This window comes from Ciceribacter sichuanensis (genome assembly GCF_024055605.1).
GTDB lineage: Bacteria > Pseudomonadota > Alphaproteobacteria > Rhizobiales > Rhizobiaceae > Allorhizobium > Allorhizobium sichuanense.
This window is the reverse complement of record NZ_JAMXLX010000002.1, coordinates 242,095-255,750: the sequence shown is the minus strand read 5'-3', so window position 1 is coordinate 255,750 and position 13,656 is coordinate 242,095. Positions and strand designations below refer to the sequence as shown.

Sequence of the window (13,656 nt, the reverse complement as noted above, 5' to 3'; positions counted from 1 at the left end):
CTTGCCTCGTGATTACTTCAGGCGAATGATTGTTGCGCCACGCATGTCCATTGTCTGGAAAAGTTTCAAAACACGATAGGTCAGTATTATTGACATATCGAGCCATTCATGGTCATCTGAGCGCATTCTAAAAACACTTCGAGGAAACTCCCGTGCTGAATTGGGACCATATCTTCGCGACGCGGTCGTCGCGCATGCGTGCATCCGAAATCCGAGAATTGCTGAAGCTTCTCGAGCGTCCGGACATCATTTCCTTTGCCGGTGGGATTCCCGATCCGGCACTCTTCCCCGACGAGGCCTTCAAGGCCGCCTATGCCGATATCTTCTCGGGCGCAGAAGCGGCGGCAGCGCTGCAGTATTCTGTGAGCGAGGGCTACAAGCCGCTGCGCGAATGGCTGAAGGGCGAGATGGAAAAGCTCGGGATAGCCTGCACGGTCGACAACATCTTCATCACCTCCGGTTCGCAGCAGGCCCTCGATTATCTCGGAAAACTGTTCCTGTCGCCGAAGGATACCGCGCTGGTGAACTGGCCGACCTATCTCGGTGCGCTGCAGGCCTTCAATGCCTATGAGCCGAATTACGATCAACTGACCTTCGGCAACCGGACGCCGGAGAGTTACAGGGCGGCTGCGGAAAACCTCGGCGGCGAAGTGAAGTTCGCCTATCTCTCCGCCGATTTCGCCAATCCCACAGGCGAGACCGTTAACCTCGACGGACGCCGCCGCCTGCTCAAGCTGGCGGATGAACTCGATATCGCCATCATCGAGGATGCCGCTTACCAGTCGCTGCGCTATGACGGCGAGGCGACCCCGCCAATCCTGGCGCTGGAGATCGCGGAAAAGGGCTCGATCGAAAATACCCGTACGATCTATAGCGGCTCCTTTTCCAAGACGCTGGCGCCGGGCCTACGGGTCGGTTTCGTGGTCGCGGCAATGCCGGTTATCCGCAAGCTCGTGCTGATGAAGCAGGCGGCCGACCTGCACTCGTCTACCATCAACCAGATGGCCATCGCCCATGTGGCGACACGGCATTTCGACCAGCAGGTCGCCAAGATCAGGGCTGCCTACAGCGAAAGGCGCAATGCCATGCTGGCGGCTCTGGAGAAGTACATGCCGGCCGGCACAGTCTGGACGCGGCCGGAAGGCGGCATGTTCGTCTGGGTGACGCTGCCGGAAGGGCTGGACGGAGGCGAACTTCTCGCCCGTTCCGTCGAGACGGAAAAGGTTGCCTTCGTGCCAGGCCAAGCCTTCTTTGCCGACCGTTCCGGAGCCAACACGTTGCGGCTTTCGTTCTCCTGCGCCAACGAGGAGATGATCGACGAAGGCATCAAACGCCTTGGTCGTCTGGTCAGCGGCGCGCTGGCGCTGGCGGCCTGAGGCCGTTCAAATGGCAGAGAGAAAAAGCCCGGTGGAAGCCGGGCTTTTTTGTTGCATCAATCAGCGGCGAGCACGATCACCATGTCTCGGGCCGAGTAGGTGATCCTCTCGGATTTCAAGGGATTGACGGTGACACCGCCGAGCTTGCGGGCGTCGGCATCGTCCTCGCGCTGCCGGCGGTAGCCGATGGCGATCTCGCCACGCCGCAGGGCTGCCAGGCTGATGGTGAAGAAGTTGACCTGCTGGTTGATGGATACGTAATCCGTGACGGGGCGCATGTAGATTTCCGAGCCCTTTTCATCCAGCAGTTCGTTGAAGATCGCTGCCATGAACTCGTTTTCCGAGGCCTGCGCCAGCATCAGGCTGACCAGCTTGTTGCTGACGACGAAGTCGTCGGCGCGGGTGACTTCGGCAAGCTGCCGGTTGCGGATGTCGATCATCTCGCTGACGACGCTGACGCGTTTGCCGGAACGCTCGGCAATGCGGCGCAGTTGGAGAAGAGTAATGAGGGTACGAGTATCGGCGCCCTGTGCCGAAAGGTCGTCGCTGTAGCCGAGAACCAGTACGTGGTCGAAGGTGGGGATAGCCAGGGCGTCGAGGGAGGTCCGGTCGCTGGTGTCGACTACACGACATTCGACCGTCATTACGGTAGGATCGATGTCCAAATTGCCGACGTCCCTGTCGAAGGCCGCGGAGTTGGCGGCGATCGTGAGATGCGAGCCGGGGGCGACATAGCGGGCGAGTTCCGAGGCGATGATCGGACCGCGACGGTTCCAGCCGAGGACCAGCGTGCGTTCCGGCTGACGTTCGCGCTTGGCCGCTGGGCGGATCGTTTCCTTGGCGATCTCCAGATTGCCGTTCCATATGCGGATCGAGGCGTCGTCCTCGGCAATGATGATCGCGCGGTCGCCCTGTTCGAAAACCCTTGCCGGCGGCGGATTGAGAATTACGGCACCGGATGCATCGCATATGCCGATCAACGAGCAGTTTTCGTAGCTCATCACGGCAGCGCCAAAGGGCTTGCCGGTCAGTTCCGGCTGCTCGAGCGTATAGATCTCGCAACCGTCGAAATCGAGCAGTTCGGAATAGACGGCGGAGAGACCGGACTGGCGACTCGTGTGGACGACGATGCGGGAGATGAGGTCGTCGGCGAGAACGAGTTGCAGTTCGTGGCCGCCGACGATGCGGGCGACTTCGGCATTGCGGCCGTCGCGGATCTCGGCGGCGATCTTGTAGGGTTCGATCCGACGTTTGGGATCGTTGACCAGGGCAAGCACCGACTTGACCACACGGGAATCGGCATCCTCGCCTTCCGGCGACAGGACGATGATCGAGCGGGAGGTCTGGGCGTTGACGATGTCGAGATCGTAGAGGTCGGTCGGATCGCCGCTGCGGCAGATGATCCTTGTGTTCTTCAGGTCCTCGACCTTGGTGGCGATTTCGTCTTCCATCTCCACCTTGTCCTTGTCGGCCATGATGACGATGCGTGGTTTCCTGCGGCTCTGGTTGGCTATCACCAACTCGTTGATGACGTCGAAGATGGAAGGCGACCAGTTGAGGATGATGGTGTGATCGGTCTCAAGGACGCGGGAGCGCCCCTTGCGCAGCTCGCTTAGCTTGTCCTCAAGGCCGGAAGAGATGACGCCGATCAAGGCTGAGAAGACGAAGATGCCGATGACGGTGACGACGAGCGACACCATGCGAAAACCCCATCCCATGTCGCCGCCCATGGTGCCGGCGTCCATGGTGCGCATCAGGGATTCCCATACGCCTTCGAGGAAGCCGACGGGTTCGCCGCCTTCCGGCGCGATGCCCGAGATCGCCAGGAATATGCCGGCGAGAATGATGACGACCAGCGAAATGAGGGCCAGCCAGCCGATCAGCGCGATCGCTCCGCCAGCCATGCTCTTGTCGAATTCGTAGCGCAACCGCGCGCGCCAGTGACTGCGGGTCTTCATGTCTCTTACCATTCTCCGTCGGATGATTTTTCCGCCATCGCAGGATTTGGGTTGGCCTGCAACGCCCAACTCCGATCGAACGCCATTCAACCCATAAAAGTCTCAAAAAATTGGTATATTCGCTGATTGTTGAAGCAGTTTTAATGCCGGGTGCTAGGGCGATTGGACGAAGGTGTTTGAGGACGGCTGGAAGACCGCCCTCGTTTTTATCGGGAAAGAAAGGCCGGTGTCATGCCGGTGTTATACGGCGGCACTAATGAGCGGCGTCTCATACCTGCGAGGACGTTCCGATGAAAACTCTGCTTTCCGCCTTCACTACGCTTGCCGCTTTCGGTTTCATGACCGTTTCGGCCGATGCCGCCAATCTGGTGCTCTACACCAGCCAGCCGAACGAAGATGCGCAGGCGACGGTCGATGGCTTCATGGCCGCCAATCCCGACGTGAAGGTCGACTGGGTCCGCGACGGCACGCCGAAGATCATGGCGAAGCTGATGGCCGAGATCGAAGCGGGCAACCCGGTTGCCGACGTGCTTCTGATCGCCGACACTGTCACGCTCGAGCGCATGAAGCAGAACGACCAGCTTCTGGCCTACAAGTCGCCGGAAGCAGTCAACTACGACGCTACCCTTTATGACGCCGACGGCTTCTACTATTCCACCAAGCTCATCACCACCGGCATCATGTACAACACTGCCGCTACGATGAAGCCGACGAGCTGGAAGGATCTTGCCAAGCCGGAAGCCAAGGGCCTCGTGACCATGCCGAGCCCGCTGACCTCCGGTGCCGCACTCATCCACGCCCAGACGCTGGCCGGCGTTTCGTCGCTCGGTTGGGATTACTACAAGGAACTTCAGGCAAACGGCGCCATCGCTTCCGGCGGTAACGGCGCCGTGCTGAAGTCCGTCGCATCGGGTGAGAAGGCTTACGGCGTCGTGGTCGACTACATGCCGATCCGCGAAAAGGCCAAGGGCGCTCCGGTCGAGTTCGTTTTCCCGGAAGAAGGCGTCTCCGCCGTCACCGAGCCGGTCGGCATTCTCGCGTCCACCAAGAATGCCGAAGCCGCGAAGAAGTTCGTCGACTATGTGCTTTCCGAAAAGGGGCAGGAAGGCTTCCTGAAGCTCGGTTACATCCCGGCTCGCAACGGCATGGCCGTTCCCGCCGGTTTCCCGGCCCGCGATACCATCAAGGTTCTCCCGATCGACGCCGCTGCCGCGCTCAAGGCAACCGACGAAGACCTGAAGACCTTCTCCGGCATCTTCGGCACCAACTGATCGAAGGGCTCATGCGGCGTCTTCCCGCCAATGCGAACAGCCAGCCCCGCTGGCTGTTTCCGTTTGTCACGGCCGTAGTCGCCGGCCTTTGCGTGCTGCCGCTCGCAAGGTTGGTGATGGCTGGCATTTCCTCTATCCTCAACGGCAAGGCGCTGGAGCTTCTTGCCGATCCGGCGATCTGGACCGCGGCGTGGAATACGCTGACGACGTCCGTCCTCGGCATGATCGCGGCCGTCGCAATCGGCGGCTTTTTCGCGCTGGCGCTGACGCTCGCCGACATTCGCGGCAAATGGCTCCTGAGCTTCCTTTTCATGCTGCCGACGATGATACCGCCGCAGGTAACGGCACTTTCCTGGGTGGGCATGACGGGACCTTCCAGCCCGCTCTTGAAGGCGCTTGGTCTTGCGCCGCCGCTCGGCAGCCCCCAGCCGCTCTATTCTATTGCCGGTATTGCCCTGCTTTACGGAGTGCAGCATTCACCGCTCGTCTTCCTGTCGCTTCGAGCCGGGCTGCTCGCTCTGCCGCGCGACGGTATCGAGGCTGCAAAGCTCTCCGGGGCTTCGCCGTGGCAGGTGTTGAAGGACATCATCCTGCCATTGTCGCTGCCGGGGCTGATTGCGGGCGCTGCCATGGCGTTTGTTTCCGGCGTCGGCAATTTCGGCATTCCGGCCATTCTCGGTATCCCCGCTTCGATCTACACGCTGCCGACGCTGGTCTATGCCAGGTTTGCGAGTTTCGGCACCAGCACCTTCGGTGACATCGCCATTCTCTCAGGCATGATCGCGGTGATGGCGGTAGTCGGGTTGCAGGTGCAGGAATGGGCGCTGAGGGGCAGGGACTATCGCGTCATCGGGCTTTCGGGCGCATCCGCCACCTTCCAGCTGGGTGCCCTGCGCCTGCCGGTCGAAATCCTCTTGTGGCTCCTGCTTTTCGCGATCCTGATCGCACCGTTCATCGCGCTCGTCTCCGCTTCGCTGGTGCCGGCCTATGGCGTGGCTCTGTCGTTCAAGACGGCGTCCTTTGCAGCCTATGAGGAAATCCTGTTCCGCCAGAAGGTGACGCGCACCGCCTTCGCCAACTCCATCTTTCTGGCCTCGGCGACCGCCTTCGGACTTCTGGTGATCGGGGTGCTGACGGGTTATGCGCTGACACGGGGCGGCAAGCGGCTTTCGGCTGCGCTTTCGGCGATGATCGAGATCCCCTATGCGCTGCCGGGCATCGTCATCTCTGTCGCCTTCATTCTCGTCTTTGCCGCGCCCCTGCCGCTTCTCGGCGTCACCATCTACGGCACGATCTGGATCATTCTCGCGGCCTATTTCTCCAGCTTCTTCGCCGTGGGGCTGAAGCCTGTGGTGAGTGCGCTGCGCCAGCTCGATCCGGCTCTGGAGGAGGCAGCGCGGCTGTCGGGAGCCGGTTTCTGGCGGCGGCTCGCGGATATCATCGTGCCACTGATCGCGCCGGCGGCGGGCGCTTCCGTCATCCTCGTTTTCCTGATCGCCTGCAACGAACTCACGGTCTCGGCGCTTCTCTGGTCCGCAGGCACACAGACGCTCGGCGTGGCGATCTACAATCTCGATGACAGCGGCTCCTATGACTTGGCATCGGCGCTCTCCGTGCTGGTGGTGGCGATGGTCGTGGTTCTGATGCTGCTGCTCGAACTGATGGCGGCCCGGCTGCCGAAAGGAGTCGTTCCTTGGCGAAACTGACACTGCACAAGCTTTGCAAGGATTACGGAACCGGCAAGCCCGCCGTGAACGACGTATCGCTGGAGATCCGCGACGGTGGTTTCCTGGCGCTGCTCGGGCCATCCGGTTGCGGCAAGACGACCGTGCTGAGGATGATTGCCGGCTTCGAAACGCCGAGCGACGGTTCCATCCTTCTCGGCGACCGGGTGCTATCCGATGCTTCCGGGGCAGTACCGCCGGAACGGCGCAACATGGCGATGGTGTTCCAGTCTTACGCTCTCTGGCCGCATATGACGGTCGCGGCCAATGTCGGCTATCCGCTGAAGGTGCGTGGCATTTCCGGCAAGCGCTACCGCGAGAAGGTCGGTGAGGCGTTGAAGGCGGTCCGGTTGGAGCAATATGCGGAGCGCCGCCCGGCCGATCTCTCCGGCGGGCAACGCCAGCGGGTGGCGCTGGCGCGCAGTCTGGTGACGGACCCGGATGTGGTGCTGCTCGACGAACCGCTCGCCAATCTCGACCGGCATCTGCGTCAGGAGATGGAGGAAACCTTCCGCGAATTTCATGCGCGTTCCGGTGCGACCATGGTCTATGTCACGCACGATCAGGCCGAGGCGATGGCGCTGGCCACCGATGTCGCGGTCATGTCCGAAGGCAGGTTGCTGCAAGTGGCTCCGCCGGCCGAGATCTACGCGCGTCCCGAGGGGCGGCTGGTGGGTTCGCTGATCGGGCAGGGGGCCATCATCAATGTCCCCGCAGGCGACGGCACAAGCCGTGAGCTGGATTGGCAGCAGCTTGCCCCGCTCATGGCACAGGGCGGCACCGGCGGAGCGACGGTCGATGTGCTGGTCAGGCCGCAAGATGTTATCCTGGGCCCGGAAGGGCTTGCCGCCACAATCGAGACCGTGCTTTACGAGGGCGAACGTTATGCCTTGCGCCTGCGGATCGAGGACGGGCAGGTTCTTCGTGCCTATAGCGGACACCTGGTCACGCCGGGCGATCGGGTGCGGGTCGTGATTGGCAAGGGGTGGCGACTTTGAGGTAGCTGCCACTGCGGCGGCGGTTTCGGCATGGGTTCGCCGGACAATTTCGTTTCGCTGCGTTCATGACGGCGCGATCATTAGTGTCTATCTTCATCGGCGTGGGCGTGTCGATCGCTTACGTGATATTTTCAATGGATGATTTGCATGGCGCTGAGACTGGGCACGTTCAATATCGAGAACCTGATAACCCGTTTTGATTTCACCGGTTTTCGCAACCAGTTGCGACAGGATCGCGTCTTACAGTTGTTCGATATGCGAAACGAGCAGGATTACCAGCGGCTCGAGGCGGCGCGGGTGGTGGCATCGACCGACGATACCCGCCAGCTTTCGGCGCTGGCGATCGCCGATGCTGATGCCGATATCCTCTGTCTGGAGGAGGTCGACAACATGACCGCCCTGCAGAACTTCGAATACGGCTATCTCTTCCGGATGATGGGCGCCGGCTACCGGCACAAATATCTCGTTGAGGGCAATGACAGCCGCGGCATCGATGTCGGCGTGATGATGCGCGAGCAGACCCGCGACGGCGAGACCATTTCCGTTGCCGACATCAAGAGCCATGCGGCGCTGACCTATGACGATCTCGGACTCTTCACACCCGCGGTCGCAAATTATGCAAAGCCCGACGACCGGATCTTCAAGCGTGACTGCCTTGAACTTGATCTCATGGTCGGAGGGCGGCCCTTCACGCTCTATGTCGTCCACTTCAAGTCGATGACCAACGGTCGCGACGGTATGGATGGGCGCACGTCGACGATGCCGGTCCGCGAGGCGGAAACGAAGGCGGTGCGCCACATCATCGAGCAGCGTTTCGGCAAGGGGCAGACGGCCGACAAGAATTTCGCCATATGCGGCGACATGAACGACTATCAGGAGCGGGTGGACGTGATCGGCGACCGGCGGACCGGCTATCGCTTCGAATACCGCGAAACGAGGCCGAGCGCGCTCGACGTTTTTTCTGCCGATGGGTTTGCCGAAAATGTCATGCTGCGGCGTGAGCCGCTTGACCGCTGGACGCTTTACCATGCGCGCGGGCCGGCTGAGCAGCATCTCTGCCAACTCGACTATATCTGGCTTTCGCCGGCTCTGGCCGCCGCCAATCCGGGCAAAAGCCCCGACATTATCCGTGCCGGCCAGCCGTTCCGTACGGTGTTTCCGCCGGGTCAGGATGTCGAGCGTTATCCGCGCGTCGGCTGGGACCGACCGAAGGCCTCCGATCATTGCCCCATCGTCATTTCACTGGATATTCCATGACCGATCTTCCCTTTCGCGATCAGACGGGACTGCCGGATGACGGGCGCGTCTTCCCGGTGAAGGAGATCAGCCTTCGCGTTCTCGAAGGCGAGCACCCGTTCCATCGGGCCGAGAAGGAAGCTGCGGAGGAAAACTGGGAGCGGGAGATTGCTGCCAATCCGGCGCTCTTCAACGGCGATCTCGTCTTCCAGAACCGGCTGACCTTTTGCGATGGCGTCCTGGAGGGGGAGGCCTTCATAGTTCCTTACTCCACCTTCATGTGGTGGCGTCGCCAACCGCAGGGACAGAGACAGGGGCGGGGTGGATATCACACCTTCTGCTTTCCGGTCATCATTTCCTCCGACAACGCCCTGATCGCCGTGAAGATGGGCGCGCATACGGCCAATGCCGGGCAGGTCTATTTCGCTGCCGGCTCGCTCGACCGGAGCGATATCGTCGACGGGCAATGCGACCTCACCGGCAACATGCGGCGCGAGGTGCGAGAGGAGACAGGGCTGGACCTCGATGAGGCCACACCCGAGGGCGGATTTTTCGGCAGCTACCGCAACCGGCGGCTTACCATCCTGCAGCGCTACCGGTTCGACAGGTCGGCGGACGAATTGCTCGCGTGCATCGCGGCGCATATGCTGGTGGACGAGGAAAAGGAGATTGCCGGAGCGGTTGCGATCCGGTCCTCCGATCCGGGCGCCCATCCCTATAACGCGGCCATGCCGCCGGTGCTTGAGTGGTTTTTCGCCGGGAAGGGTTAGCCGTTCTGCCTGCTTGCACCTCGCGGCAAGGTCGGGCAGTCTCCTGGGTTCGAAATGCAAGTATAGTCGGAGACTTCCCTTGGCGCGCCCCTATTCAATCTACGACGTTTTCACCAACCGGAAACTGGCTGGCAATCCTCTGGCTGTCGTGTTCGAAGCCGATGACCTGACCGATGAGGCGATGCAGGGGATAGCTGCGGAAATGAGCCTGTCGGAGACGGTATTCGTCATGAAGGCGTCGAACGGGTCCCATAGCGCACGGGTGCGTATCTTCACGCCGGCGCGCGAACTGCCTTTCGCCGGCCATCCGACCGTGGGCACTGCGATCGCGCTTGCCGAACGCGCATATGAGGATGGCGGCGGCAATCTCGATCTCGTGTCGGTACTGGAAGAGAATGTCGGACCGGTACGCTGTGCGGTGCGGCTGAGGGAGGGGGAGGCGAGCTTCGCGGAGTTCGATCTGCCCAAGACCTCGATGAGCTATGAGCTGGCGCTGGACCGGCAGGGCATCGCCGATGCGCTGTCGCTGAAAATCACCGAGCTCGGTTTCGAGAATCATGCTCCATCCATTTGGAGCGCAGGCGTTCCGTTCCTTCTGGTACCCGTGCACAATCTCAGCGCAGTCGAGCGGGTGGATTTCGATCCGCAGCTTTGGGAGCGGACTGCGCCGCTCTGCGAGGGTGGGCTGACCTCTGCCTATGTCTATTGTCGCGGTGGCGTGCATCACGGAGCCAGGTTCCACGCGCGAATGTTTTCGCCCGACATGGGTATTTCCGAGGACCCCGCGACGGGGTCAGCCGTTGCGGCCCTTTCGGGGGCAATCCGTCATTTCGATGCGCTTCCGGACGGACATCACCCCATGATGGTGGAACAGGGCGTGGAGATGGGCCGGCCATCCTATATTCACCTTCATATCGATGCCAAGGATGGCGAAATTTCCCGGGCTCGCATCGGCGGACAAGCGGTACGTTTTGCGAGCGGTGTTCTAGATATCTGAAAACAAAGGACGATTTTTGTTTTTTAATTTTTTTTGACAAAAGGGCAAAGAATTCAGGTTTCCGCGCTGGACAACAACGCGGATCCTGTTTATACGCCCTCTCACACCGACAGACGGTGCTGACGGGTGATTAGCTCAGTTGGTAGAGCAGCTGACTCTTAATCAGCGGGTCGTAGGTTCGAGCCCTACATCACCCACCATCATCTCTTCAAGATCTCTGACTTGAAAGTAAAAATTCCGCTCCGGCGGAAATTTTTCGCGCATAGTCCGAAATTGGCCTGCGCCATTTGCGGTCACAGGGGCGCTGCTGACTGTTTTGCGATAAGCAGACCTTGCCCAGTCTCGGTCTTGGAGATTTGTTTCGCATGAGGTCGATGTTTTCCACCGCAGTCTAGCATGCAGCTACACCCCTGAAGTCACCGCGGCGCAGTCCGAGAATCCGGTGTCTGTGCTGACGAGTGTACGAAATCCGTTCTGAACCGCTTCTGCACGTCTTCGGTCGGCATGCCTGGGCTGAAAGAAGATGTCTCGGCAAGGATATTCTGGGCTGGACAACAACACGGATCCTGTCTATACGCCCTCTCACACCGCCAGACGGTGCTAACGGGTGATTAGCTCAGTTGGTAGAGCAGCTGACTCTTAATCAGCGGGTCGTAGGTTCGAGCCCTACATCACCCACCATCATCTCCTAAAAACACTTGTGTTTTGGAAGATAATATTCCGCTTTGTCGGAAATTTTTGCGCACCGTCCAAAATTGGTCAGCAATCCAAGCCGATCACAGGATCGTTACTTTACCATTTTGCGATAAGCAGACCTTGCCCAATCTCGGGCTTGGAGATTTGTTTCGCATGAGAACGATGCTTTCCGCCGCAGGCTTTCTGGCGGCTGCAATCCTGACCACCACCGCGGCGCAGGCCGAGGACCTGGTCTTCACACTTACCAACGGCACGAATTCCGTTCTGACCCGCTTCTATACGTCTCCGGTCGGCGTAGACGACTGGGAAGAGGATGTCTTCGGCAAGGACGTTCTCGGGCCGGGCGAGAGCGTACAGCTCACCATCGCTGACGGTCGCACGGTTTGCGAATACGACATGCGTTTCGAATTCGATGAGGATTCCAATCTGGACACGACCGAAGACTCGCAGAACCTTTGCGAGCTGGGTTCCTACACCATTCACGAATGAGCCTTCGCCGGCTGCATTTCCCTATGTGAGTGGGGTTATGCCCAATCTAATCCCTTCGGTGGCACTGTTCTTTGCCGGCGAAGGGATACGGAATTTGCGGAAAAGGCGGCTCACAACACCCGCAGCTTTCCGTCGATAATAATAATCCCGTTTTGTTCCGCTCTTCGATTCAAATGTTCCGGGAATGTTGCGGAAATTAGGCGCGTTTTCTCACGCAAGGCCTGTGGAAAGCTGTGGATAACTCCGTTAGCCGGCTTTAATCCATTTGGCTGATTCGGGACTGCGGCAGAACGAAGGGTATTGCTTCGTTCGGTACCCGGCCCACTGTACCTTTGATGCCATAGACCTCGCTGATCACATCGTCGCGAAGCGTCTCCGATGGACGTCCTCTGGCCACCACGCGGCCATGGCTCAGGACCACAAGATCGTCCGCGAATTCCGCCGCAAGGTTGAGGTCGTGCAGGATCGCCAGCACCGCGCCGCCGTCCCTGGCGAAGTCTCGGGCAATTTCCAGAACAGCGATCTGGTGACCGATGTCTAGGCTCGATGTTGGCTCATCAAGGAAGAGCGCCCGGGCCTTGCCATTCTCCACTGCGGACGGCACTTGGGCGAGCACGCGGGCGAACTGCACGCGCTGCTGTTCGCCGCCTGACAGGGCGTTGTAGGCGCGTGCCTCGAAGCCTTCGAGGCCTACGCGGGAAAGTGCGCGCCGCGCCGAATTGGCGGGATCCGGATCGCCATAGGCGACCGCGCCCATGCGAGCCACTTCCAGCGCGGTGAACGGGAAGGACAGCACCGTGGATTGCGGCAGCACGGCGCGCTCTGCGGCGAGTTCGATCGGAGAGAGTTGCCGGAGGTTACGTCCGTTGCAGCTGACCGATCCTTCATCCGGCGGTATTTCCCCTGACAGGACCTTCATCAGTGTCGATTTGCCGGCACCGTTCGGGCCGATGACGGCGGTGACGCTGCCGGGTGTCACGGCAAGGCTGATCCTGTCGATCAGGAGCCGGCCCGAGCGACGGATGGAAACATTGGTGGCTTCGATCATCAGAGGCCATCCATGGCTGCGCGTCCGCTGCGGCCAAGCAGCAGGAAGAGGAAGACCGGGGCTCCGAGGATTGCTGTGATGATGCCGATTGGAAGTTCTGCCGGTGCGGCAACGGTTCTGGCGATGCTGTCGGCGAAGAGGAGGAGGGCAGCGCCCCCGATGGCGGAGGCGGGCAGCAGGAAACGGTGTGACGGGCCGATGGCGAGGCGCAGCAGATGCGGCACGACGATCCCCACGAAGGAGATCGAGCCGGCAACGGCGACCGTTGCGCCACAGGCAGCCGCGACGGCGACGATGGACCAGCGTTTCAGGCGCTGTACCGGAATGCCCATATGGAAGGCCGCCGCATCGCCGAGCACCAGCGCATCGAGGCCGCGGGCGACGAAGGGAATGATGACGAGCACGAAGAGAATGAACGGCAGGGTTGCTAGGATCTTGGCATAGGTGGCGCCACCCAGCGAGCCCAGCGACCAGAAGGTGATGTCACGCAGAGCCCGGTCGTCGGCGATGAAGATCAGCAGGCCGGTGGCGGCCGCGCTCATCGCACCGATGGCGATCCCCGAAAGGATCAGGGCGGTGGTCGAGGTCTGGCCATTGCGCGTGGCGATGGCGTAAAGGAGAAAGGTGTTGGCGAGGCCGCCGGCAAAAGCCATGATCGGCAGGAATTGATTGCCGAGAAGCGCCTGCACTGGCGCCAGCACCGTGCCTCCCAATACGATGGCGCAGACGGCGGCGAAGGCCGCACCCGATGTCACGCCCACAATGCCCGGATCGGCAAGGGGGTTGCGGAACAGCCCCTGCATCATGGCCCCGGAAACGCCCAGGCCCGCGCCAACGAGAATGCCGAGCGCGGTGCGTGGCAGGCGGACGGCTTCCATGATCGCAAGATCTTGCTGAGACATCTCTGCACTTTGCCCGGAAAAATAGGCGATGAGATCCGGCAGACCGACGCCCGTGGGACCGGTGACAAGCGAGGCGAACGCGCCCGCGGCAAGCAGGATCAGCAGCAAGGCGACAACGATGACGCCGGAACCGGAACGGTCACCGGGAACGGTCGGCCTTGCCGTCTTTGCGACGAAGGTCGCCATCGCGT

11 protein-coding genes and 2 tRNA genes are annotated in these 13,656 nt (G+C 60.8%); 10 read left to right on the top strand and 3 right to left on the bottom strand.

From position 1 onward, the window contains the following. Positions 1 to 152 precede the first annotated feature (152 nt). On the top strand, positions 153 to 1,376 hold the full coding sequence (locus NBH21_RS07605) for an aminotransferase-like domain-containing protein (protein ID WP_250916074.1): 1,224 nt from the start codon (positions 153 to 155) through the stop codon (positions 1,374 to 1,376). Positions 1,377 to 1,432: 56 nt separating this feature from the next. Here NBH21_RS07605 and NBH21_RS07600 read toward each other — a convergent pair whose 3' ends face one another. Further along, a complete protein-coding gene (locus NBH21_RS07600; protein ID WP_250916075.1) occupies positions 1,433 to 3,334 on the bottom strand; it encodes a CASTOR/POLLUX-related putative ion channel in 1,902 nt (633 codons plus the stop codon). Between the two features lie 290 nt (positions 3,335 to 3,624). Here NBH21_RS07600 and NBH21_RS07595 point away from each other — a divergent pair, with 290 nt between their 5' ends. From NBH21_RS07595 to NBH21_RS07555, 9 genes are all read left to right on the top strand, one after another. Beyond that, a complete protein-coding gene (locus NBH21_RS07595) occupies positions 3,625 to 4,605 on the top strand; it encodes an ABC transporter substrate-binding protein (RefSeq protein WP_250916076.1) in 981 nt (326 codons plus the stop codon). Between the two features lie 11 nt (positions 4,606 to 4,616). After that, positions 4,617 to 6,311 carry an ABC transporter permease gene (locus tag NBH21_RS07590; protein ID WP_250916077.1) on the top strand — a complete coding sequence of 565 codons (1,695 nt, stop codon included), beginning with the start codon at positions 4,617 to 4,619 and terminating at the stop codon, positions 6,309 to 6,311. After that, positions 6,299 to 7,327: an ABC transporter ATP-binding protein gene (locus tag NBH21_RS07585; RefSeq protein ID WP_250916078.1), complete on the top strand. Its 1,029-nt coding sequence runs from the start codon at positions 6,299 to 6,301 to the stop codon at positions 7,325 to 7,327. The genes NBH21_RS07590 and NBH21_RS07585 overlap by 13 nt, the downstream gene beginning before the upstream one ends. A gap of 147 nt (positions 7,328 to 7,474) precedes the next feature. After that, positions 7,475 to 8,584 (top strand): endonuclease/exonuclease/phosphatase family protein, encoded by a 1,110-nt coding sequence (locus tag NBH21_RS07580; protein WP_250916079.1) that lies wholly within the window; start codon positions 7,475 to 7,477, stop codon positions 8,582 to 8,584. Then, the gene (locus tag NBH21_RS07575; protein WP_250916080.1) at positions 8,581 to 9,333 is read left to right on the top strand and encodes an NUDIX hydrolase; all 753 of its coding nucleotides are present in this window, start codon (positions 8,581 to 8,583) and stop codon (positions 9,331 to 9,333) included. The genes NBH21_RS07580 and NBH21_RS07575 overlap by 4 nt, the downstream gene beginning before the upstream one ends. A gap of 79 nt (positions 9,334 to 9,412) precedes the next feature. After that, positions 9,413 to 10,330 carry a PhzF family phenazine biosynthesis protein gene (locus NBH21_RS07570; RefSeq protein ID WP_250916081.1) on the top strand — a complete coding sequence of 306 codons (918 nt, stop codon included), beginning with the start codon at positions 9,413 to 9,415 and terminating at the stop codon, positions 10,328 to 10,330. Positions 10,331 to 10,454: 124 nt separating this feature from the next. Beyond that, positions 10,455 to 10,530: transfer RNA gene (locus NBH21_RS07565), tRNA-Lys, on the top strand. A 405-nt stretch (positions 10,531 to 10,935) separates the two neighbouring features. Then, positions 10,936 to 11,011: transfer RNA gene (locus NBH21_RS07560), tRNA-Lys, on the top strand. A gap of 168 nt (positions 11,012 to 11,179) precedes the next feature. After that, entirely contained in the window at positions 11,180 to 11,515 is a 336-nt protein-coding gene (locus NBH21_RS07555) for a hypothetical protein (protein WP_250916082.1), read from the top strand. 256 nt (positions 11,516 to 11,771) lie between these two features. Here the strand turns inward: NBH21_RS07555 and NBH21_RS07550 are convergent, their stop codons facing one another. Both NBH21_RS07550 and NBH21_RS07545 read right to left on the bottom strand, forming a co-directional pair. After that, the gene (locus tag NBH21_RS07550; protein ID WP_250916083.1) at positions 11,772 to 12,563 is read right to left on the bottom strand and encodes a heme ABC transporter ATP-binding protein; all 792 of its coding nucleotides are present in this window, start codon (positions 12,561 to 12,563) and stop codon (positions 11,772 to 11,774) included. Next, on the bottom strand, positions 12,563 to 13,651 hold the full coding sequence (locus NBH21_RS07545) for a FecCD family ABC transporter permease (protein WP_250916417.1): 1,089 nt from the start codon (positions 13,649 to 13,651) through the stop codon (positions 12,563 to 12,565). The genes NBH21_RS07550 and NBH21_RS07545 overlap by 1 nt, the downstream gene beginning before the upstream one ends. Positions 13,652 to 13,656: the final 5 nt, after the last annotated feature.

Excerpts from the sequence above, each read along its gene's own strand:
- NBH21_RS07600 (WP_250916075.1), bottom strand. The coding sequence starts at position 3,334 with ATGAAGACCCGCAGTCACTGGCGCGCGCGGTTGCGCTACGAATTCGAC.
- NBH21_RS07595 (WP_250916076.1), top strand. The coding sequence starts at position 3,625 with ATGAAAACTCTGCTTTCCGCCTTCACTACGCTTGCCGCTTTCGGTTTC.
- NBH21_RS07590 (WP_250916077.1), top strand. The coding sequence starts at position 4,617 with ATGCGGCGTCTTCCCGCCAATGCGAACAGCCAGCCCCGCTGGCTGTTT.
- NBH21_RS07580 (WP_250916079.1), top strand. The coding sequence starts at position 7,475 with ATGGCGCTGAGACTGGGCACGTTCAATATCGAGAACCTGATAACCCGT.
- NBH21_RS07575 (WP_250916080.1), top strand. The coding sequence starts at position 8,581 with ATGACCGATCTTCCCTTTCGCGATCAGACGGGACTGCCGGATGACGGG.
- NBH21_RS07555 (WP_250916082.1), top strand. The coding sequence starts at position 11,180 with ATGAGAACGATGCTTTCCGCCGCAGGCTTTCTGGCGGCTGCAATCCTG.
- NBH21_RS07550 (WP_250916083.1), bottom strand. The coding sequence starts at position 12,563 with ATGATCGAAGCCACCAATGTTTCCATCCGTCGCTCGGGCCGGCTCCTG.
- NBH21_RS07545 (WP_250916417.1), bottom strand. The coding sequence starts at position 13,651 with ATGGCGACCTTCGTCGCAAAGACGGCAAGGCCGACCGTTCCCGGTGAC.